The organism is Candidatus Clostridium stratigraminis (assembly GCF_045310675.1).
GTDB lineage: Bacteria > Bacillota > Clostridia > Clostridiales > Clostridiaceae > Clostridium_AT > Clostridium_AT stratigraminis.
This window is the reverse complement of sequence record NZ_JBJHZZ010000002.1, coordinates 404,957-428,004: the sequence shown is the minus strand read 5'-3', so window position 1 is coordinate 428,004 and position 23,048 is coordinate 404,957. Positions and strand designations below refer to the sequence as shown.

General features: G+C 30.4%; 18 protein-coding genes and 1 pseudogene. 4 read left to right on the top strand and 15 right to left on the bottom strand.

Going from position 1 to position 23,048, the window contains the following annotated elements; all coding sequences use genetic code 11:
- Positions 1-16: 16 nt before the first annotated feature.
- From ACJDUG_RS06330 to ACJDUG_RS06310, 5 genes are all read right to left on the bottom strand, one after another.
- Complete coding sequence (locus ACJDUG_RS06330; protein WP_406769037.1) at positions 17-3,013, bottom strand: Eco57I restriction-modification methylase domain-containing protein; 2,997 nt, start codon at positions 3,011-3,013, stop codon at positions 17-19.
- A 385-nt stretch (positions 3,014-3,398) separates the two neighbouring features.
- The gene (locus ACJDUG_RS06325; protein ID WP_406769036.1) at positions 3,399-3,908 is read right to left on the bottom strand and encodes a hypothetical protein; all 510 of its coding nucleotides are present in this window, start codon (positions 3,906-3,908) and stop codon (positions 3,399-3,401) included.
- Positions 3,872-5,740, bottom strand: a complete 1,869-nt coding sequence (locus ACJDUG_RS06320) for a tyrosine-type recombinase/integrase (protein ID WP_406769035.1) — start codon at positions 5,738-5,740, stop codon at positions 3,872-3,874. Before ACJDUG_RS06320 ends, ACJDUG_RS06325 begins: the two co-directional genes overlap by 37 nt.
- Positions 5,733-7,949 (bottom strand): hypothetical protein, encoded by a 2,217-nt coding sequence (locus ACJDUG_RS06315; protein ID WP_406769034.1) that lies wholly within the window; start codon positions 7,947-7,949, stop codon positions 5,733-5,735. Before ACJDUG_RS06315 ends, ACJDUG_RS06320 begins: the two co-directional genes overlap by 8 nt.
- Before the next feature lie 3 nt (positions 7,950-7,952).
- Complete coding sequence (locus ACJDUG_RS06310) at positions 7,953-9,326, bottom strand: tyrosine-type recombinase/integrase (RefSeq protein ID WP_406769033.1); 1,374 nt, start codon at positions 9,324-9,326, stop codon at positions 7,953-7,955.
- 237 nt (positions 9,327-9,563) lie between these two features.
- Between ACJDUG_RS06310 and ACJDUG_RS06305 the strand changes: the two are divergent.
- Positions 9,564-11,105 (top strand): annotated as a pseudogene (locus ACJDUG_RS06305) (NAD(+) synthase); the annotation flags it as partial.
- Between the two features lie 155 nt (positions 11,106-11,260).
- On the opposite strand, the gene ACJDUG_RS06300 reads toward ACJDUG_RS06305, so the two are convergent.
- The 7 genes from ACJDUG_RS06300 to ACJDUG_RS06270 form a co-directional block, all read right to left on the bottom strand.
- Entirely contained in the window at positions 11,261-11,686 is a 426-nt protein-coding gene (locus ACJDUG_RS06300; protein ID WP_406769032.1) for a YaaR family protein, read from the bottom strand.
- Between the two features lie 74 nt (positions 11,687-11,760).
- A complete protein-coding gene (locus ACJDUG_RS06295; RefSeq protein WP_406769031.1) occupies positions 11,761-12,627 on the bottom strand; it encodes an SDR family oxidoreductase in 867 nt (288 codons plus the stop codon).
- Positions 12,628-12,690: 63 nt separating this feature from the next.
- On the bottom strand, positions 12,691-12,954 hold the full coding sequence (locus ACJDUG_RS06290) for a hypothetical protein (RefSeq protein WP_406769030.1): 264 nt from the start codon (positions 12,952-12,954) through the stop codon (positions 12,691-12,693).
- Positions 12,955-13,129: 175 nt separating this feature from the next.
- The gene (locus tag ACJDUG_RS06285; RefSeq protein WP_406769029.1) at positions 13,130-13,627 is read right to left on the bottom strand and encodes a GAF domain-containing protein; all 498 of its coding nucleotides are present in this window, start codon (positions 13,625-13,627) and stop codon (positions 13,130-13,132) included.
- A 147-nt stretch (positions 13,628-13,774) separates the two neighbouring features.
- On the bottom strand, positions 13,775-14,482 hold the full coding sequence (locus ACJDUG_RS06280) for an LrgB family protein (RefSeq protein ID WP_406769028.1): 708 nt from the start codon (positions 14,480-14,482) through the stop codon (positions 13,775-13,777).
- The gene (locus tag ACJDUG_RS06275) at positions 14,466-14,828 is read right to left on the bottom strand and encodes a CidA/LrgA family protein (RefSeq protein WP_406769027.1); all 363 of its coding nucleotides are present in this window, start codon (positions 14,826-14,828) and stop codon (positions 14,466-14,468) included. The genes ACJDUG_RS06280 and ACJDUG_RS06275 overlap by 17 nt, the downstream gene beginning before the upstream one ends.
- A gap of 131 nt (positions 14,829-14,959) precedes the next feature.
- Positions 14,960-15,166, bottom strand: coding sequence for a DUF350 domain-containing protein (locus ACJDUG_RS06270; RefSeq protein WP_406769026.1), 207 nt, complete (start codon positions 15,164-15,166; stop codon positions 14,960-14,962).
- Positions 15,167-15,483: 317 nt separating this feature from the next.
- Between ACJDUG_RS06270 and ACJDUG_RS06265 the strand changes: the two genes are divergently transcribed.
- Positions 15,484-18,525 carry a vitamin B12-dependent ribonucleotide reductase gene (locus ACJDUG_RS06265; RefSeq protein ID WP_406769025.1) on the top strand — a complete coding sequence of 1,014 codons (3,042 nt, stop codon included), beginning with the start codon at positions 15,484-15,486 and terminating at the stop codon, positions 18,523-18,525.
- A 94-nt stretch (positions 18,526-18,619) separates the two neighbouring features.
- Here the strand turns inward: ACJDUG_RS06265 and ACJDUG_RS06260 are convergent, their stop codons facing one another.
- On the bottom strand, positions 18,620-18,997 hold the full coding sequence (locus ACJDUG_RS06260; protein WP_406769024.1) for a hypothetical protein: 378 nt from the start codon (positions 18,995-18,997) through the stop codon (positions 18,620-18,622).
- A gap of 191 nt (positions 18,998-19,188) precedes the next feature.
- Here ACJDUG_RS06260 and ACJDUG_RS06255 point away from each other — a divergent pair, with 191 nt between their 5' ends.
- Together ACJDUG_RS06255 and ACJDUG_RS06250 are read left to right on the top strand one after the other, a co-directional pair.
- Positions 19,189-19,668 carry an Lrp/AsnC ligand binding domain-containing protein gene (locus tag ACJDUG_RS06255; RefSeq protein WP_406769023.1) on the top strand — a complete coding sequence of 160 codons (480 nt, stop codon included), beginning with the start codon at positions 19,189-19,191 and terminating at the stop codon, positions 19,666-19,668.
- Positions 19,669-19,809: 141 nt separating this feature from the next.
- A complete protein-coding gene (locus tag ACJDUG_RS06250; protein ID WP_406765093.1) occupies positions 19,810-20,031 on the top strand; it encodes a DUF378 domain-containing protein in 222 nt (73 codons plus the stop codon).
- Between the two features lie 97 nt (positions 20,032-20,128).
- Here the strand turns inward: ACJDUG_RS06250 and ACJDUG_RS06245 are convergent, their stop codons facing one another.
- Positions 20,129-21,889: a phosphoenolpyruvate carboxykinase (ATP) gene (locus ACJDUG_RS06245; protein ID WP_406769022.1), complete on the bottom strand. Its 1,761-nt coding sequence runs from the start codon at positions 21,887-21,889 to the stop codon at positions 20,129-20,131.
- Positions 21,890-22,014: 125 nt separating this feature from the next.
- Entirely contained in the window at positions 22,015-22,932 is a 918-nt protein-coding gene (locus ACJDUG_RS06240) for a S66 peptidase family protein (protein ID WP_406769021.1), read from the bottom strand.
- Positions 22,933-23,048: the final 116 nt, after the last annotated feature.

The window sequence follows — 23,048 nt, the reverse complement described above, 5'->3', positions numbered from 1 at the left end:
GTTTAAAATATCGCTATTATATACTATACACTAAGGATATTGAATTCTCAACATTTTTGATAAGGTGTTGCTTCTCTGTTTGTAAAGCAGTAATTTGTGTCTTTGTTATATTGGATTTAAGTGAACTATTTATATCGTGTATTCTTCTTACACCATTTACTACATCATTGTAAATCTTTTTGTGTTCAGAATTAGTAAAGTCAAGCTTCCTTATTGGTAATCCTTCTAATACTGATGTACCTCTTGAATAATAACCACCTTCAAAGTCACTTCCAATAATTGATAAGAGCCACTCTGTTCTTGGATGTGTTAAATATGCTTGAATATATTCTAAAGAATATTGGCTTCCTGGTTTTTCCGAAATTGCACAATAACCAGCAGTCCCACCAGAAGCGATTACAAAATCATTAGTGTCATATAAATACATTGGCTTCTTACTTAATACACCTACTATTAGTTTCGTGGTATTACTAAAGGCTGTAAAAGCCTGGTCTCTGCCATATTCATACCAAGTGTCATTAGTAGCATGTGGTACATCTCTTCTGCCAGTAGGGTCAATTTGCTTTGGTTTTAGAATATCATATCTATCAAGTAGATAATGCCATGTATTTGGGAAATGTGAACGTATTATATCAATTGGGTATATCTTACCATCCTCACCATAAGGGAATATAATCCATTTATTTGTATCAAAAATATCGTATGAAGATAGATTTTTTTCTTTTATGTTTACAGGCTTAAAATATCTCTTTAATATATTCTTTTCAACCCTATATCTTTTACCAAACTTTTGGATTTCAAAACAATCAGGAAGCACCTGTATAATTTCGCTATCTGCAAACCAGTACACAGGTGGTTGTTCTGCACTTGTTTGCACTCCATTGAATAGATTAGCTACATCATCTAACCTATAAGAATTAGAATATAGTTTGTTAATCATGTCCATATCTTCTTTATTGGGTACTAAAGCCCAAGGCATTTCAGTTAGAATGTTACTACTCAACACCATGCCTTCGTTATAGTCTGGATTACCCCACCATCTTGAAACATTTCTAACTTCTTCATACTTAAAATGAGTCTGACTCTTCTTTTGTAATAAGACAATTGAACTATATACTGTTTTATCTTTAAAAAGTTGAGCACAACCAAAATCGGTGAATTGCACTACGTATTTTCTGTCCGTTATTAGTTTTCTAAGCTTAGACCCAGATTTTATTTTTGCAAACTTATTAGGTACTATGTAACAAACATATCCATCATCATTAACCTTTTGTAATGCTCTCTCCAAAAACAAAAAGTATTTATCAAACTGTCTGTAAGAAGACTTATACTTTTTCTTATAGACTGAAACTTCCTTAATAGGAATAAGATTATTCATATCCTCTGTATTTACATATGGGGGATTCCCTATAATTAAATCGAACTTATTACCATAGTTTATATTGTTCCATTCAAAAGGTAATATAGAATTTTTCTCAACCTGAGTAAGTTTAGTAAAGTCAATATTGCTAAAGTCAATCAGAGAATTACCATGTAATATGTTTTTACTTATGTCTGGTAATACAGGGATGGAATCATGAATAGAAGGTTCAGTTTCATCATCAAGTAATTTTAGTAGCAGATTAAACTTTGCAACTTCTACAGCATGTATGTCAATATCTATACCATATATACATGATTGTAATAACTGCTTCTTATCTTCCAATGGAAGCTTAAAATCACCATTTTGGGTTATAATCAAATGCCCTTTATCATTTTCCTTATACCATTCAACACAATATTTAGTTAAATAATCTAACGCCTCTATCAGGAAAACTCCCGAACCACAAGAAATATCTGCTATTTTTAAATTTAGAATTTCATTCGGTTTTTTACCAGTACATAATACATCTAAACTTCTTTTTGTCATGCTCTTTACAATTTCTACTGGTGTAGTTACGATAGCTCTATCAATTTCTCTGTTATTTCCTTTTGATTTATCTTCAAGGATTACATTACCTGAAATAACTGTGATACGTTCTAAAAGGAACATTTCATATACATGTCCGAGTAAATTGGGACTTATAAACCTGAACTCATATGGACTTCTTGGAAAATACAGTTCCTCTATAATCTCTTTAATAATACTACTATTCAAATCAAAAATGATGTATTTTCCACAGAAGAGACCTGAATTATATTTCTTATCTGCATCCTTAAATAGTCTTTCCATTTCGCTCTGCATAACTGAACTTTTGTTTGAAATATCTTGTAAGGTATGATAGAGGGGGAGATTTTTGTCCTCGCAAATTCTTAAGAATAGTATCTGATTTATAAAATCCTGGACTACATCATTTATTATATCTATTGGAAGTTTTTTTACTTTGTAAAGGTGTTCTCCTAAACTTAGTCTCCATCTATTAATCTGTTTAAGAAAATATTCATCAACTGGCATCTTAAGACCATTGTTATGAATATTACCAAACTTACTTTCAATAATCTCGTTAAACTTACCACTATATACTGTTTTCCTTGAAAGTATCTCATATATTTCTTCAAATTTATCAACGTAATCTTTATAATGATATTTCTTAAGTATTGCAACATTGCAGTCATCCGTTTGTTTAGGTGGAATAGTCGTATCATAAATAATTAAATATTCAAAGTTTGTAAGGACTGATATTTGGAGCTTTGCAGACCATCCGTATCTCCTTGTCTGGAATGCTGGGTCAGATAGTTTAGAAACATCCACCCCTGGTTTTTTTGCCTCAACATAATAAACAGGAACACCACTTAGAGTCATTGTATAATCACTTCTTCCAGCAGGACCTAAGTTCTGCTCATAGACTACTTCTCTATACTGTGGTTTTAAATTTTGATTATTCTCTATGTCCCATCCAAGTAATCTAAAGAAAGGATTAAGCAATTCGTTCCTGCAAGTTTCTTCCTTAAATTCACTATTCTTTCCCTTGTAGTGAGCTGATAGTTGTGTATATCTTTCTACTATCTTCTGCACCTCTTTTTTTAAGTCCATCTTCTGCACCCCTTTTTTCCATATAAGTATCTATATACTATTATATATTTTGTAAATTATTTTTTACAGGATTTTTAATGATTATGGAAAAAGAACTTTGAGAAGTTGTAAGTTGTATTAAAAGTAGCACTTTTAGTTCGAGGCTTAATGCTATAAAAATATTTTATTCAATTTTTTCTATAAGGAACGAAAATAGATTCTAAGTTACTGTTTGAACAGTATTAGCTTGTGAGCATGGATTACTGAAATATTTGAGAAATAAATATAGCCCCATACGCTTCTATGGGGCCTTAAATAAATGAGAATTGCTCAGTTATTAAAACAAATGATATTTTAGTAGTTGCACCTCTAAAGTAAATCATTAGTCTTATACTGTTATTTCTTATTATTGTGATTTTAAAAGTTGCTTTCTTAACTCTTTATTTTCTTTAGAAAGTTCTGCATTTCTCTCTTGTAGCCTTTTAATCTCCTCATTTTTTTCCTTAATTGCATTCAGGTGAACATCAATTTCGTAAGATAAAACTTCGATACTAACATCACGTTCAATCATTCGCTTTAATTGCGTTTCAACTATAGCTTTTTCAGTCTTTAAGTCTTCTAATGTTTCATATGGATTATTTTCCCTGAATTTACTTTCCGATAATTCAATATATTTTTTTAGCAAAGAACCATGATTGTATAGTGTGGTTCTTGAACAGTTCAATTCCTTAGATATAGAAGCTACCGAAAATTTATTATTTTTAAGCACGTTATTAGCCTCATACTGAATATTTTCTTTATCTGTAACAATTTGCTCTATCTTAAATAAATAATCCTTTATAAATGGTTTTAGTGTGCTATAATCCACATCTACCTCTTTTAGCTTATTGATAATACTTGTTTCAAGTTTGTCCACATTTCTACCTCCTTATATATTTCTTCAAAGTTTTCAATAATTTCAGCTAAGTCAGGATAATCAGTTAGTATACTCTGTGCTCCTCTTTTGTTTATCTCCTTTTTTAGCTCGTCTAATTCGGGGATAATTTTCTGATTAATTATAGTTTTTAGCATATTTAACTCTTTTTGAACCTGTTTCTTATGACCTCTTTTAGCATTTGAAGTAATTGTTTCAACCAGTTCTTTTCCCTGTCTATATGAAACTTCAATCATATAAAAAAAGTGAAATATATTAGGGCAAACTCCATATGCACAAAATAATTCATTTGTCATTGAGTCTTTGCTACATTCTCTTAATGGTGAACTTTTAATACAAACTCCACCAGTTTTGTTCCTTACAGGAATCGTCTTTAATAAATCTTCGACTACTTCATCTATATCTTTTGCAACCTTATATTTATCTTCCCTTAAAAATGCTTTTAGTTTTTCAGAAAATTCACTTGCATTTGGACCAAGCAAATTAACATTACCTGTTATAACATCCTTTATTACCTTCTTTGAAAATGCAATATCTTCTTGGACCTGATTTTCTTTAGGTCTTACATAATATCCTTCCATCATAGAGGTTAAGTGTCCCATAAACTTTGCTATATATTTTAGTGGAACATTCTTATGATAAAGTTCAGTACATACATGAACTCTGAATTGTGGCGTTAATGGGTAGGTTAGCATTTTCGCATTAGGATGAAGGTTCATAAAAGGTTTGTCGTGTATTTGCGTTGATTGTAGTTCTGGATATTTATTTTGGGAGTCAATTGAATCCAACTCGTTGCCAAAAAATGAATAAAAAGCTAACATTGACTTATTAAAAGATTGTGATGATACAGGTAGTCCCCTTTGCCTTGCTGGTACATACAAATAGGTTGTTTCAGCATTCCTTCTATTCTCCTCATGCAAACTTAATAACGACTCAAACCCTTTTTTAGATAAATCGTTGATGTAGGTCTTTTCCACACTATAGGTATTATTGCCACTTTCACGTTTCCAGGTTTTATATTCCAGATAATATCTTTTCTCACCATTAATTAACACAACTTCTTTTTTAGCATTAATATCTAATTCTAAAACTTCGCTAACTCTCAAACCAGTCTGACTAAGTATAAGCAATATACAAGCTGTAGCCCTAAACTTCACCTCCTGGTCATTATCATCAATAACAGACAGAATATGCTTAATTAGCATATTAAAGTAACTTTTGGGAATATCGCTATATTTGTTTTCTTCACAAGTAGCTTTATATGCCCCATAATCATCTTGTTCAAGTGACTTATTAATATCAGTGGTAAGCAAATCAATAAAATTTGCAGAATAGAACCTATAAAAATCAAGTATAGAAGACTTTAGTATTCTCATTGATTTCGGTGCAAGATATTCTTTTCTCTTAATATACAAAGAAATTTTTGATGGTGTTATTTCATGCACTGAAAAAATGTTTTCTGCAACCATAAAGCTAAAAAAACTACTTATTTCATCACATTTTCTATTAATGGTTTGTATTTTATTTTTATTTTCCAGTATCTTTACCAGAACATACGACTTTATATCATCCTGAAAATCTTCTGGACATAAATTAAATTTAAATATTAATGAATCTTTAGGAATATTCAAAGTTGTATATTGTGAAAAGTCCCAAACTGATTCTGAAAAAAGTACAACCCCTTTGTTAAATGGTAATTTATCTATTATCTTTAAACGTTCAATATAATTCTTGGTCTGTTGTGTATTGATTGCAAAATTATCCTCTAATTCATACTTCAAATCTAATTGGTTTAAAACTATAGCATTAGACATTACTTATTAACTCCTTACTCTTTAGATATAATGCTTTTAAATAGTTTAATAATAGTTGCTTTATATTTAACAAATCTTCTTTATCATGCTGAATAGACGCATGTGGTATTTTATACTCAATAAGCTTAAGCTGTTCTTCAAAGTATGGTATTCTATCAACAGTTGCCATAAAGTGTTCACACATGAAACAGCTCAAAAAAGATGTATTTTTACATGCCTCGCTTTTACAATACCCACATCCATTTTCAACCTCATTTTCTTCATTAGCAATTGACTTATCAGCAGAAATTACGACTTGTCCATTTATATCAATATCTCCTATAATAGTACCATGTATAATTTCCAACATATCTGTAATATTAGATTCGACATAATGCCTGTTGTCTGTATCTGTATTCGTATGACCAGTTAGAACAGACTGTTCTATTTTACTCAATCCTTTTCTAATTACAAACTCCTCTGCCTTTGTAATATGGGTATCTCTAAGATTTGAGGCTGTGTAATGACTTATACCTAATTTATCGCAACAGTCCGAAAGGTATTCGGTGAAGTTTTCACGAGTAACAGGACTGATGATTAATTTCCTACTATAATTTCTTTTTATAAATAAACGCTTCTTTAGGTCTTTTTCATTACACTCATTTCTTAAATTCTCTGTAATTCTTAAAATGTCATCTATTTGTTTTTTTACATAAATAGTGATACTTTGTTTAACTTCATAACCATTGGAAGTTTTAGTTTTAGACTTTATTATATATTGGTCCTTCTTAGCTGTTGGTTTAACACAATCTGTTTCCAACGCTAATATATGTGTGATTCTAAATTCCGTCTCCAATAATAAATAATAGATTAAATAATAGAGTTTATCTAAATCAGATGTCTCTGCATTTTCTTTCATTAAATCTGCTAATTTTTGCAAGTCCTCATTTGCTACTACTTTTGCTTGGTTTTTACTTTTACTCGGATATTTTAAGTGATATAAAACACTATCCTCAACTTCGATAAGTTTTTCATCTTTGAGATAACGTAGAACCCCTCTTATGTTATACATGTATTTACTTGCATTCGTATCGCTCTCAACAGTGGCTAAAGTATGGTTTTTATAAGTTAAAGCATCTTCTAATGTTATAATATTCTCATTATCCTTTTTATTTGAGGATAAGAAGTTGAAAAATCTACTAACATAAAAATAGTAATTTACTTTTGCGAATATAGATATTGAAGTGTCTTTCCAAAGCCATGTCTTGACATAATGTCTATATAGTTGGTTATTAATCTTATTGAAATCTATCAACTGACCATTACTATTATTAACTGCTAAAGAGTTGTTTCCAAACCCATTATCAAAAATTATCCACTTATCAAATAATGGTACTGGGTCATGTGGATTATATAGAACTAATCTATAACCAGCCTTATAATCCTTATAAAATTCCTTTCTTTTAAGGGTTTTGTAATCAATTCCAGAAGACTTTGGGAACAAATTGTGATTCGGGTCAAATCCCCAAAGATATAGGTAAAATGCACATAAGATATTTGATAGACCTAAACTATCATAGAATTTAAATTGCTCTTCAAATATATCATAGGAAAAATCTTTAATATCTTTAATATTATCCAACTTGGTTTTATCCCTTACACTATCCTCAAAAATTTCAAAAAACTCTTTAGATTGTTTTAAAACTTCTGTATTTGAACTACTAAAATTGCATAATAATTCATAAACGATAGTATTTTTTACATTTACAATAAACGTTGTCATTCGCAATGAGTCTTTCCTTTTATATTCAGTTATAAATAGAGAATTTACATATTTCATTTTTTCTATTGAGCTTAGACACCATAACTTAGCTGGAATAGCTTTCAGTAACTTTTTACTGGCCGCTTTATAACTTTCGCTTAAATCAGAATCTAAATATTTACATGTAGATAGATAAACAGCAAAATTTATTAGGTAATTTCTACTTTCGATATTTTCTATAATTATTTGTTTAATACTCTCCCATTGAAAAGAATCCTTGTTAAAATATTGGAGTATATCTAAAACCACTTTGAAGTCACTAACGAATTTAAAGTGGTTAGTAATATGAGTATAATGATATTCTTCACATTTATTTATATAGGCTATAGTGAGATTCTTTAATTCATCATCCCTAAAATTAAGGGTATCCATATACTCCATCAGTTTGTTATTTGTATATTGACTCATTAATTATTTCTCCTTCTCTTTAGTAAAAACAAGTTCAGGTATTATTGTATACAACTCTTGTGTAAATTCATTCTTTAATTGAATTTCATCTGATATTGTCGGTCTATAGTAACAATATACAGAAGCTACATTTCTGTGTCTGAGTTTTCTTTGTAAATCCAATATCTTGACATTTAGATACTTAACTTGATACATCGCATAGCCATGTCTGAATCTATGATTAAGATTACTTTCTCTCACATCAGTATCAACACTGATATTTGTTTTTTTAAAAATTTCCCTCAACGTATGATTCCATAAAGGAGATAGTAAAGGTTTCCCCAGACTATTTAGGAAAACATAATAATTATCGTCTTCGTCTTCTTCCGAGTTTCTAACTCTATCTGCAATTGTATATTTATAATAGTTATTATGCTTGTTTTCTCTTGCATTAACATGAGCTTCATCTATATATTCATTGAGTAAATCATATAAGTCCATAGGTATTATTACTCTCTGAAATCCCCAATTTATAGTGTTATATTCTTTTAGTTTGTATTGCTTTTTATCAATTACTTTCATACAGGTTTTTGCTAACTGGGTTTTTTTGTCCGACAACCTATTTCTTAGATAGGCAACTGCTACATATTCGTCTTCTATTTTTTCAATAGTTAAATCATCAGCAGTTAATCCAAGAACCTCTCCAATTCTTAGACCACATTGGTACATTAACCTAACAATACACTCTTCTCTTTTTGAATATTCCTTTCTAATTAGTGAAATAATACTTTTAAACTCTTCAACAGATATATACATTGGAACTTCATCATTAACAGATGGTCCTTTTTCTGTTATTTCATAAGGATTTATTTTCATCTCAACACCATATTCAGACGTCATTACTGTAACCTCTTTCTCTGACTTTGTCAGGAACAGAGAATCTTTTAAGTTTAGATATTTCATGTAACTTCTGTATACAGAAAAATATCCGTTAATAGTCTCGAAATTTCTTGATGTTGTTATTTCAAAGGAAATGACTTGTCCTTCTGGCGAAAATCCCCTTAAAAAATCAATTAAATTAGATATATCGGTTTTGCTAAAATCAGCTATATCTTTATTAATAATCTTGCTGAATACATATAACAATTTTAATGCATGTAATCCTTTTTCTCTTGAATTAATAGATAGAGCATTTATACTAAAATTTAAATATCTGAACACTTGCTTTATTGGCAACATATTTTCATCATAGAGAATAAAATATGTTTGTTTATTTTTCTCAACAATTGCTGACCTTAAATGAATTTTCTCTGTATATATTAATGTGTTGTTTTGATTATAAGTTTCAACATTATAAAAATTCTCGTTGCTTTTTTTTTGCTCTTTAACAATTATCAATTTTACACCTCTTTAGTATTTATTATTAATAAGTTCAAGATTACTATATTTGTTCAAGATTACTATATTTGTTGAACATTTTTAATTTTACCATACATTATATACTAAATCAATTTAGAATATTCGATATACTTACTTTTAAAAAGGTGTTCAACTTCATAAAGAAGTTAAATAATATTAATATGGCTTGATATAAGAGCTTTCAGCATAGTTGAACACATTATGTTTTTACCATACTTTTACGAGAAAAGATGGTTTTCTTCAGGATTAAATGTTTTAAATAAATTCGTAAACATCTCCTTTCAAGCAAATGTTCCATTTGGCACAGACTTAATATTTACTGCCGGAGAGTATAAGTTTGCCTTTGAAATATGTGAGGATTTATGGGTTACTATACCTCCTAGCTCCTACCTTGCATTAAAGGGTGCTAATATTATTGGTAATCTTTCAGCCTCAAATGAGATTGTTAGCAAGGCAGATTATCGAAGAAATCTTGTGGAATCCCAAAGTGCACGTTGTATGTGCTCATATATTTATGCTTCTTCAGGAGTATTTGAATCCTCCACTGACTTAGTTTTCAGCGGACACCTTTTAATTTCAGAAAATGGCCTTATTTTAGAGGAAAATAATCGCTTTCAAAGAGAAAATGAAATTGTTACCTCAATTGTGGATATCGATAAATTAAGTAATGAAAGACTTAGAAATATAAGTTTTAGTGATAGGAGCTTAATTAATACGAATGAAATAAGAGAAATTCCTTTTGAATTTCAAAGTACAGAGATTGTAATTTTTAATAGGTTAATCCCAAAACATCCTTTTGTACCATCTAATGAAAAACTACGAGATTATCGCTGCAGGGAGATATTTAATATTCAAGCCTCGGCTCTCTGTAAAAGACTTTCTCATACTGGTCTTAACAAAGTTGTTATCGGAATTTCAGGTGGACTTGATTCTACATTAGCATTACTTGTAGCAGTTGAAGCTTTTGAAGTTTTAAAGCTTCCTTTAAAGAATATTATATCAGTAACTATGCCTGGATTTGGCACTACAGATAGAACCTATAGTAATGCAGTAAATCTTTGCAAAAAACTAGGTACAGATTTTAGGGAAGTAAATATTGTGCCTGCCTGCCTTCAGCATTTTAAAGATATTGGTCATGATGCTAATGTACATGATATTACTTATGAAAATGTTCAAGCCAGAGAAAGAACACAAATTCTAATGGATCTTTCAAATAAAGAGGGAGGTATATTAGTTGGTACTGGTGATTTATCGGAGCTTGCACTTGGCTGGGCTACTTACAACGGCGATCACATGTCCATGTATTCGGTGAATTGCTCTATTCCAAAAACCCTAGTTAGATATTTAGTTAAGTATGCTGCAATAAAGGAAGTTCATGGAGAAACATCTAATATACTACTGGATATATTAGATACTCCGGTAAGCCCAGAACTGCTTCCAAAGGATAAAAATGGTGAAATATCTCAAAAGACTGAAGATTTAGTAGGTCCTTATGAACTTCACGACTTTTTCCTATACTATTTTATAAGGCAAGGTGCCTCCAAAGATAAAATTTTATTTTTAGCTAAAATTGCCTTTAAAGATTGCTACAGCGAAGAGGTTATAGAAAAATGGCTGGATAAATTCATTAAAAGATTTTTCACTCAGCAGTTTAAACGCTCTGCCCTTCCTGATGGGCCGAAGGTGGGAACTGTAAGTCTTTCTCCTAGAGGAGACTTGCGAATGCCTTCAGATGCAAGCTTTAATTCATTTTTATAGTGTAATAATCATCTTATAAAAGGAATATTATTAAATAATTCTTAAAAAATAAGGCACTGAAAATACTGGAAAAACGAAGATACTAAGAAGGTTATTTTTTGAACCTCCTCAGTATACCCACTACTTCCCATATTTCAGTGTCTAAATTTTCATATCTATTTATAAATATCTACAACTAAGCCGCTTATTTCATCTATGGTTGAAGCTATCATTAAGTTGTCTTTTTCATCTGAAAGCAACATTTCTGTTAATTCCTTTAGTTTATTATCAATTATGTCTACAGTCATAAAATATTGCGTCTGCCAAAAACTAATGTCCTTATTAACCTCATACATATAAGAAAGTACAGATTTAAGATACTCCTTTATCATTTTCTTATAGGCATGTACATCAGAATAACATTTTGTTACTGCTAGTCTATTCCCCTTTTTCTTTATATCTTCAAGTATATGTTTTAACTGCTCTTCATTTTTTCTGTCACGAGCAAAATTAAAGCTTTGGGAAAAATCCTTTTTAATCCCTATGCCTTTTTTATCTTCAGAGGTAATTGGTGTATTTCTATTTATTCTAGATATCTCCATAAAGCTCAACTCCAATATTAGCTTTTGTACGGTTATTATATATTTACATAAGAAATCTTAAAGTCTCTTGAAATTCATCTTGCTAGATTAAACTCTTTAATGCAAAGACTTACAGCTTCTTCAGTATTTAAAAAATTTATTCCTAGTTTTTTTAATTTTTTATTAGTTATTCTAATATCTCTTGGCTGCTTGCTATATCTTACATCGTCTTTTATGATTATTTCATTTAATCTATGACTAATGCCAAGCTTCTTCACTATAACTTCAGCAATGTCAAAGGTTGTAAGATTGTTTTCACTGCCTGTATGATAAGTTCCAAAAGGGATTTCCATAATTTCTTCAATATTTTTTAATAAATCATAAACATAAGTCATACCTCTATATTCATAGGAGGGTACAAGTATCTTATTACCATTTATCGAAGCATTAATTACATTCCATAAAATATTTGGATTAACCTTGCGAAAACGTTCTGGTACTCCAAAAAGCCAGGTAAGTCTTAATATCCATTTTTCCTCTAATATCTTTGCAATTTCTTTTTCAGCATTTAGCTTATGTTTCCCATAGGTTGTATTAGGTATAGGTTCTGTTTCTTCACTGTAAGGACCTGCTTCTATATTGCCGTTAAAAATTTGTTCTGTACTTAAATTTATCATTTTGGTTTTAACTAAACTACAGGCTTTAGCAATATTTATACATCCTGTAACATTAATATCATAAGAAGCTGCCTTATCTTCTTCACATTTACCTGTGTCTGCAATTGCAGCTGTATGAAGAACATATTGAGGTTTTAAAGACTTAAATATCTCTAATACCTTATTTCCGTCTCTAATATCCAAATCATTTTTTTTCAAGGCTATAATATTATACTTGCCTTTATAATATTCACAGAACCTGGATGCTAAAAATCCAGAAGCTCCTGTTACTAATATTTTATCCATAATAAATCTCCAAATTCAAAATACATTTATTAAATTATAACATTAAAAAACTTAAAGAAAAGTTTAATTTTTGTTTTTTAAATTGATATTGTCTAAGTCTTTTCTCAACTTTTGTTCTATTATATAAATTTTATTTGAAGTACTTAATTTCATATCATTGCTATTCTCAATCTTATTATAGCAAAAAATATAAGCTAAATTAAAGCATAACCCATATAAAATAGCAAATATTAATATTATTATTAACACCTTAGAAAATTTATTGTTAAGCTTGAGTTTACTTTCTCTAAGCTCTAGATCTTCAACAATGTCATATTCTCCTCTCATGTTTATACCCCCATTATATTTTAAAATACGGATAAAGTTTCTTTATAATATATGTAGAACATGTCCACCATATACTTAATTATTGACACCAACTTTAGCATTTAATCACATAATGGGTTATTAATTCACTTTTTTATCATATATTTATTTATTAAAAAAGAAGCTTTTAAGCTTCTTATACACTTTTCCAGTCTATATACTGGTTTAATTTTTCAACAAATAAAACTAAATATTTTTCTTCTAATTCGCTAAATCTATTTTGTTCCGGACTATCCAAGTCTAAAACGCCATAAACAACTTCATCTTTAATTATTGGAATTACTAATTCAGAATTAGAGGCTGAGTCACAGGCTATATGCCCTGGAAAATCATGAACATTTTTTATTCTTTGTACCTTTTTTTCTAAAGCGGCAGTTCCGCAAACTCCATTACCTAGCTTAATCCTATTGCAAGCAGGAAGGCCTTGAAATGGTCCAAGAATTAATTCATCACTTCTCATAATATAAAAACCAGCCCAATTCAATCTATCTATAACAGCCTTAATAATTGCCCCAGCGTTGCATAAGTTAGCTAGGTTGTCCTTTTCTGAACTTAATTGCCCTTCTAATAGTATAAGCATATATTTATATTTTTGTTCAGTATTCATTTTATCTAAAACATCTAATTTAAACATAATTGCCTCCAATACAAAATAATTTTATTTTAGTTCATTTTACCACTTTATTTTAACTGAATTCAATAAAATTTAAATTAGCTTAAAAATACTTTTCTTAATTTTTATAAACTATTAACTGTATCAATTATTAAGAGAGCTTAGTGTTTAAAATAATTTTAACATAACAAATACCTTAACTAACAAGGGAGCTATTATAACTGTAAAAAGTCCGGCAATTCCTACAGCTAGACTGCTCATAGCGCCTTCCGTTTCACCTATTTCTACAGCCTTTGTAGTTCCTAGGGCGTGTGAGGCAGTTCCAATTGCTACTCCTATTGAAACCTTATCTTTTATTTTGAAAATCTTACAGATAAATGGCCCGGCTATTGCGCCAAAAATACCTGTAATTATAATTGCTGCAACGGTAACAGATGGTATGCCATTAAGCTGACTGGAGATTGCAACTCCTATTGGGGTAGTAACTGATTTAGGCACTAGAGAACTCTTTAATGCAATGCTTACATTAAAAAGTTTTGCTAGAAAAATAACACATAGCATTCCACAGGTTGAGCCAATTGTTATACCTGCTATTATAGGCAGGGCGTTTGATTTAAGCACGTTAATCTTTTTATAAAGCGGCACTGCAAGTACTACTGTTGCTGGTGCTAAGAAGAAGGAAATAAACTGGCCTCCTTTATTGTAATCTTCAAATTTTATATTAGCGGTTAATAATAGCAATATTATTAGAGCTTGGCTTACAAATAAAGGATTAAGGACAGCTAATTTTGTTTTCTTGTTTAAATAAATTCCAATTTCATAAGCTATAAGTGAAATGGTAATGCCAAATAGGGGAGTACTAATTATTTCCTTCATTACTGCAGCCTCCCATTAAAATTTGTACAGTAAATCCTGTTACTACCAAAACTATTACTGTAGAAATAAAAATTATTAATAAAATTGAAATCAAGTTTCCTCTTAGTATATCAAGGCTTGTTAGGATTTGTACACCTGCAGGTACAAAGAAGAAAGCTAAATGATCCAGTAAAAAATCACTTACTTTATCAATATGCGTCAATTTAATTATTCCTGTTAAAAGGAAAATTAAGAGTAATACCATCCCAAGTACATTTCCCGGAATAGGTATATTAAAAATTTTATTAATCATCTCACCCAATAAACACATAACTAGTATTATTGCAGATTGTCTCAAGAGTTTCATTAATTCATCCTCGCTTTATTTCGTAATACTAATTATCATACCACTAAAAAAAAGAAAATCCTTAATTGTAAGAAAATCAATAAAATATAGAAAATAAAAAGCTTCTACCTTTTAAGTAGAAGCCATTTTTGCTATGCAGCAACGACTCTAGATACTATTATTGCTATGCCGATTAAAAGACCTGCTATGACAATAGCCACAGCTACATTATTTTTTTCAAGTTCTTTGTTAAAGTCAAGCGGTATCATTTTGTCGAAAATAATATATCCTATAGCCATTATTACTATTCCTAAAATTCCAAATAGTGCACTTAAGCCTAAATTATTAAGTACTCCCATATAAATTCCCCCTAAATTTATTTTTCAGTATTCATAGTTAATATTATTTCATAAACCTTCCATTTATTCAAGCTATTAATAATTTTAATAATATTGAGCTGTTAAAAAAACTTATAAATAGAATCATATAGCTTGGAAGAAAGTTTTACATTCATTTTAAATATACTATCTAGGGTATAATCATAAGAATATATATATCGATAATATTATTGAATTATATAATAAAATAAATTATAATATTAGAGTGACACTATATATGGTATATTTAAACATTTTTACTACTACATATAGGTAATTTATATATTGGGGGTTGAGCTATGGACAGCACATCAAAGGATAAAAAACCAATTCATTTAAATTCAATACTTAAAAGAGTGTATACCAAAGAATTAGAAAATGATAGCACTAAAACAGTATATGATCTATTTAATTGGAAAAATGTTGATGTATTTTTAAAAGATTATAAAACTTCGAAGGTAATTATAGATATGAAGGATCTAGAATTCCCCGAAGACTATTCACAAAATGCATGTAATATAATTGCATCAAAATATTTTAGAAGAGCTGGAGTTCCTAATAGTTTAGGTTATGAAAACAGTATGAAAATGGTAGCTGACAGGCTTGTTAGTTTTTGGGCTGAGGCACTTGTAGATGAAGGCATTATTGAAACTGAGGATGAAAAAAGTATTTTTTATGACGAAATGGTCTTTGGACTCTTAAATCAGATGTATGCCCCAAATTCTCCACAATGGTTTAATACAGGACTTTCACTAGCATATGGTATTAAGGGTAATAAACAAGGAAACTATTACTACAATGAATCCTTAAATAAGGTTGTTGAATGTGAAGATACATATTCTCGGACACAGGCTTCAGCATGTTTTATTGTATCTATTGAAGATAAGCTTCTAGGTGCACATTCTATTTCTGAACAATTTGTTACAGAAACAAAACTTTTTAAAGGAGGTTCTGGAACCGGAACAAACTTTTCAACCCTTAGAGCAAAAGGTGAAAAACTTTCTGGTGGCGGAGTTTCTTCAGGACTAATGAGCTTTCTAAAAGGCCTTGATAGAAATGCTGGAGCAATTAAATCTGGCGGCACTACTAGAAGAGCAGCAAAAATGGTTTGTCTTGATGTTGATCACCCTGAGGTTATGGATTTTATTACTTGGAAGGCAAAGGAAGAAGATAAGGTTAGAGCCTTAGGTAAAATGGGCTATGATATGGATATTGACGGAGAAGCTTACGAAACTGTTTCAGGACAAAACAGTAATAATTCAATAAGATTTTCTGATGAATTTATGAAAAAGGTTAAGGAGTTAAATTTAAATCCAGATGAAGAAATTGAGCTAAAAGGCAGAATGGACACTAAGGTCAATAGGAATATTAAAGTTAAAGAGCTTTGGGATAAATTTAATAATTCCGCATGGCATTGCGCAGACCCAGCTCCACAATTCGATGATACTTTTAACGCTTGGCATACTTGTCCTGCTGGTGAAGATGGACTTTATAACGCAAAACATAATAGAATAAATTCCACAAATCCTTGCGGCGAATATGCTTTTTTAGATGATACCTCCTGTAACTTGGCATCCATAAATATATTTAAGTTCTATGATCATGAAACAAAAAGTTTTGATACCCAAGGATACATACATTTTGTAGGGTTAATTCAGCTTGCACTTGAAGCTTCCATTCATTGGGGGCAATTTCCTACTGAAGACATAGCTAGAAAAACTTACATGTTTAGAACTACAGGTTTAGGTTTGTCTAACTTAGCTGCACTTTTTATGGTGCTTGGATTTCCTTATAATTCTGAAGAAAGCAGGGCAATAGCTTCATCATTAATAGGAATTATGACTGGTCATTCCTATTATGTTTCTTCATTAATGGCAGAAAAGGCAGGCCCATTTAGAAAATATGATATTAATAAGGAATATATGCTAAGAGTTATTAGGAATCATGCAAGGGTAGCCGGTGCTGAAGCTTCTGACTATGAAGGTTTAAATTATAATCCCGTAAAAGTTAACCATGAAATGTTGAAAAGCTTAGAGCTAACTTCATTAAGTGATTCTTTAAAAAATATATGGCAAAATGCTTTAGTATATGGAAATAAATATGGTTATAGGAATGCTCAGGTTTCGGTAATTGCTCCTACAGGCACAATTTCATTTGCTATGGATTGTACTGCCACCTCTATTGAGCCTTTCTTTAGCCACATTGTATATAAAAAGCTTGTAGGCGGCGGATATATGACAGTAGTAAATCCATGCCTTAAAATATCCCTAGAAAACTTAAACTACTCAAGCGAAGAGATTGAGGAAATTTTAGATTATGTTCTGAGAAAAGAGACAGTATTTGAAAATAGCTATGAATATGAGAGAATTTTAGATGGTAAAATCGAAGGAGCTCCACATCTAAAAGAGGAGCATTTAGCTATATTTGATACAGCGAATAAATGTGGTAGTGGAGATAGATATATTAAGCCTATGGGACATGTAGCTATGGTTGCGGCTATAACTCCACTTATTTCAGGAGCTGTTTCAAAGACAGTAAATCTTCCAAAAAATGCTTCTGTGGATGACTTTAAAGAAGTAGTTCTCACTTCCTGGGAACTGGGGATAAAAGGAATTACTCTTTATAGAGACTCCTCTAAGGCCGCTCAGCCGCTTAATACTAACCTTCTTTCAGAAAGTGAAGAAGTAAATTTAGAAAGCCTTACTTACTCACAGCTTCTTCAAAAGGCGAAGGAGTTTCAATCTGAAAGGCATTATTCTAAAAGGGATAAACCTACTGGGATAAGATACGGAACAACTCATCCAGCTCAAATCGAAGATGTGAAAGTATATACAACCGTCAATAGACGCGAGGACGGTGAGATTTCTGAAATATATATTACTACCGATAGAGAAGGCACAATAATAACTGGACTCTTAAATTCACTGTCTAAATCAATTTCAGTTATGCTTCAATATCATGTTCCGCCAAGAGATATTGCTAGAATGCTTAGAGGACAAAAATATGAGCCCTATGGTTTTGTACAAAAACACCCTTATATTAAACATGTAAGCTCAATTTCTGATCTTATTAGCAAGATAATAGACATTGAACTTGGAGATTATACTAGATGCCAAGTTAAGCCTGAAGCTGCAGAAAACTCTCCATATCATCAACATACTTCTAGCAGCAGCATAAGCGAAGAAGTAGCTGCAGCTCAGCCTGAGCATCCTCACAAAAATGGTGAGGATGGTGTAAAATTATATGGAGCTACATGTCCTAACTGTTCAAGTACAAGGATGGTCATGAATGGAACCTGTAAGGTATGTTTAGATTGCGGTTCCACAACCGGATGCAGCTAAAGTTAATACCTGATAATTTTTTCACTATGTGGCACAAGAAACATTCTCGTGTCACATTAATAAAAGGATTAAATTAAAGACATATGTCTTTAATTTAATCCTTTTTATTTTTTACTCTATTGGGCTTTGCTTTAGGCTTTATTTTAATATCCTTTTTATTTCCTTTTTTATAGTAAGTGCTAGTTGAAGTACTATCTGCTGTTTTTCTCTTGTTCCAGCCGCTTAAATCAATAAACCAAAGGAAAAGAATAATAAATATTCCTGAAGGACCATAAACCCAAAGTGGATTCTTTGGGTCAACACCCAAGAAGCTCGGAACAACAAGAAAAACAAACGCAATTGCTAGTACTACCCACTTATTTACCTTTACCTTTAATTTATCTAAAATGAAGTATTTTATTCCATTGTAGATAAGCAAAATAGCTAAGGCAAATATAAGCATTTCCAAAATTAATTTAAACCAACTTGGCATAATATCTTACCTCCATTCGTGATATTTAATATATAACTATTATGAAGCATTTGGTCTAATTTATCAATATATATAAATATTAATAAAAATTTTAATAAATTACTTGTTATAAAATTGTCAAGCATCTTTTTTTCTGTTATAATATTTTTATGAGCTTGTATAAATCTGAGTAATATTTCAGGAGGTCAATTATGGATGGGGCATGTAATCTTCAACTCGATGATTTAGATTTTCAAATATTAAGTATACTTTTTAATGATTCTAGGACTCCATTTTTAGAGATTGCAAGGCAATGCCATGTTAGTGGAGGCACTATTCATGTTAGAATGAAAAAGATGGAAGACATCGGAATTATAACAGGAACTAAGCTTATTGTTGATAATACAAAGCTTGGTTATGATGTCTCTTGTTTTATAGGTATAAAATTAGACAAGGCTTCCTCTTATCCTGAAGTATTAAAGGATATGAAAGCAATTGATGAAATAGTAGAACTTCACTATACAACTGGAGAGTATTCCATTTTTATTAAATTATTATGTAAAAATGTTTCCCATCTGCAGGATATACTTATGAATAAAATTCAAAATATCAATGGTGTACAGAGTACAAATGCTTTTATTTCACTACTTAAACCCATAGATAGAAATATAAAATTGAACTGCAATTTTTAAAAGCCATAAAGGCTTTTTTTTATTAACTTTTTAAATTATATTCTGTAAAAAACTTAATATTTTTTTTCATAATTTTTTTCATAATTTTTAAAAATACGCGGATAATATTAATGACTAAATATTTGTAAAGGAGATAGGATTATGAGAACATTAGATGCTCTAGTTTTATTGTTTGTCGTAATTGGTGCAGTTAATTGGGGATTAATAGGTTTTTTTAACTTCAATTTAATCTCTGCTCTTTTTGGAGAAATGACTACTTTATCAAGAGTAATATATGCCGTTGTAGGTATTGCAGGTATATATGCAATTTCATTCTTCGGTAGAGATAGAGGTTATGATAGACATGACGAAGTAGTTAGATAACTACAGAATTAATTAAAAATGCAAACAACTGCTTAAAAATAAGTTGTTTGCATTTTTAATTAGTAAATAATATTTATATGATTTAAAAAGTTTTTACTTAGCTTTGTAAATTCTTAATTATTTCAAATAATTTAATTGCAGCTTTTTTAGGGCCTTCTTTTTCTTTACCTTCTATGGCTAAACATGTATTTATTTGTCCAACCTTTACTCCTGTTGTAAAGAAATTATTAAAATACATAGGTAAAAGTTTTTCCATATCCTCTCTTCTTTGCACCGGTCCAAAGGGATTTGCAAAATATGATTTTACTAGACCCTTTTCGGTAGTTGTGCCTTTAGCCATTCTTGCACCCTCCCTAAAAATTTCTATTGCTGCCTTAGGAGATAGAAAGTATTCAATTTCAGAATTACCCTCCATAACCTCTTCATAATTATTGGCATAAAATAATAAATCAATAGGGTATCCCTTAACTACTTCTTTATAGGTTGATACAGGCATAACAAGCCTTGCATTTATTTTATCTGGATTCATAAATATACTTCTATCTATCTCCTTAAAGGCATAGCCTTGATCTAAATCATCCAATCTTACAAATGCTCCTGTTTCAGTTCCATAGCCTAGGGCTTTACCTGTATCATTAAGCTTCAGTACTCCCATATCATCAAAGACCACAGTCATGTCGCTAATATAATCTTCACTTAAGCCCCTGAATGCTTCTAGACTTTCAGACTTCCCTGCCCCGCTATCTCCCATTATTACTACATTTGCAGCTTTTCCATTTTTCATAACTATATTAACCATGGCGCCATGAATTGGAAGATACCCTCTTTTTATCATAATTAAATTATGGAGGGTTAAGGTCATTTTTTTCATATACCCGAAATAATCTATTTCATTACCATAGGTCACTAAGCCAAGCATAATATTATTTGCATTATCATCATAAAATACTGTTTCAACTTTATTATTATTAGCCCGCGCTCCAAAGACGTAGATAATATCAGGCTTAACACCCTTATATTCCTCTTCCTTCGCCATTTCAAATAAATTGCAAAGTGTTACTCCATGTGACATAAAATCCCTGTGAAAATAAATATAAGCTAGTAAGGTTCCAACCTTTGCTGGAAAACAAAAAAAGTGATCTTTATTTAAATTAATGTTAATAAGTGGATTATTAAATACCTCCATAAAAATTCCGTCTCTTGTATTTTTTTTAGGATATGAAATAAATGGTGGATCAATCATTATTGAACTAATAAAAGGTATATTTTTTAATACACTATACTCCATTGGTATATTCCACTTATTGCTATTTACAATAATACCTGCATTCCCTCCGGCAGGAAGCTGCCTATATACTGATGGTTTATATCCTGAAATATGTTCCTCTATTCTTCTATAGGTATTAAGTACAAGTTTTGAAAAATTAATATTAGCATCAAGAAAACTTACACTCTCATATCCTTCCAACCCATTAACTCTGCTGTTGTGTATTAAAGTGTATCTTTCAAGCCTTCTCCAAAAGTTATATAAATCTTCAATTAGATCAATAAAATTTTCCTTTCTTAAGAAAATACTCTTATATTTATCATTTAATTTTATTATATTATCTGATTTCTCTATTGTAAGCAGCTTTAAGAGTCTTATAATTTCATCAGTTAGCTCAACTATGTCTTTAAGTTCTAAACTATTTTCTAAATATCTATAAATATTAGATCTTCTATACATTATTTTTTCTAAATAAGAAGTCACAACCCTTTTAAATCCACTGCTATCTATTAATTTTTCCATTGTGTCACAATACTTAACAGTAAAATTAATCATTACTTTGTCATTACTTAAAGAAAAATCCTTTTTCATCTATTTATTGCCTCCATAATGATATTTTCAGTTTTAATTCTTTCAATATTTAATTGCATAGGTATATATTATCATGTTTTATGAATTTTTAAAACCTTCCAATTTCATTTTTCTAATTTTTTTAATTACCTGCATACAGCTTCTAAAACATCTATAGATAAGTCCTTACAATTAAGCTTTGCCTTAGCTCCAATAGGAAGTATTAACTTTGGGTCCTCATGTCCGCTCATAAAATTTATGAGTGTTGGCTTATTTAATCTTAAAATTCTATTTTCAATTACTTCCTTTAATGAAAATTTATTTTGATTTTTATCTGTCTCGCAATTTGTAAATTGACCTAAGATAAACCCTTTGCACTCTTGCAGTTTTCTAGCAAACAAAAGCTGGGTCAACATCCGATCAACTTTATATGGAGCTTCATCTACCTCTTCTATAAAAAGAATTCTGTTTTTAGTTATTATTTCATAATTAGTGCCTAAGCTATTACATATTAAAGATAGGTTCCCTCCAACTATTCTGCCCTCTACACTTTTCTCCATGTTACTAGACATAGCTGCATTTTCAGGATTTTTAATGCTGTATTTTCTATTTCCATCTAATAAACTTCTAAAAAAGGCCTCTTGAGTCTCCTTAATATTTAGACTACTATTAAGCATTGGACCATGAAAGGTGATTAAACCTTCTTTCTCAAATAGGTAATTTAATAATATGGTAATATCACTGTACCCCATAAAAATCTTAGGATTCCTTCTTATTTTTTTAAAATCAATATACGGAAGCAGCCTCATTGCCCCATATCCGCCTCTAATACAAAGCAGCATTTTTACAGTATTATCTGAAAACATGTCATTGATATCCTGTGCTCTATCTTCATCCCTGCCGGCAAAATAACCCCATTTATCATAAATATGTTTACCCTTTTTTATATTGAACCCTAAATTTTTTAATATGTCTATTCCCTTTTCTATATTTTCCTCTGTTTCAATACTAGCAGGTGCTACAATACCAATAGTATCTCCTCTCACAAGCTTATCGCCTCTCAAAGCCCTCACTCCAATTACCATATTTATACATTATATTCCATACTCCAGAGTTTAAATTCATATAATGAGTTCAAAAAATAAAAGAATGCCACCTATGTGATAAAATGCACATAGGT